The sequence below is a fragment of the Colwellia marinimaniae genome (assembly GCF_002207865.1).
In the GTDB taxonomy this organism is placed as follows: Bacteria; Pseudomonadota; Gammaproteobacteria; order Enterobacterales; family Alteromonadaceae; genus Colwellia; species Colwellia marinimaniae.
Genome location: NZ_BDQM01000549.1, coordinates 1 through 232, shown reverse-complemented (window position 1 = coordinate 232; position 232 = coordinate 1). Strand labels below are relative to the sequence as shown.

Here is a 232-nt window from a genome sequence, read left to right as displayed (position 1 = left end):
ATGCAGCAACGAAAGCAACAGACATACTCGTCGGTTTTGAAGATGGGCGTTCTTATAGTGCGACGAGCGGAAAACATGACGCATCGGAATACGACCCGCGTGCACGAGGTTGGTATGAAGAAGCAAAACGTCAACGAAAAACAATTATTACGCCTATGTATAAAGATGCATTTACCAACAATCTATTGGTGAGTATCGCCGAACCATTTTACCGTAATGGGCAATTACAAGG

Annotated in this window: 1 protein-coding gene; it reads left to right on the top strand. The window is 44.0% G+C overall.

Annotated elements, in window-relative coordinates:
* Positions 1 to 232: PDC sensor domain-containing protein (locus MTCD1_RS22070; protein WP_438819318.1), on the top strand; the 232-nt coding region annotated here is incomplete at both ends.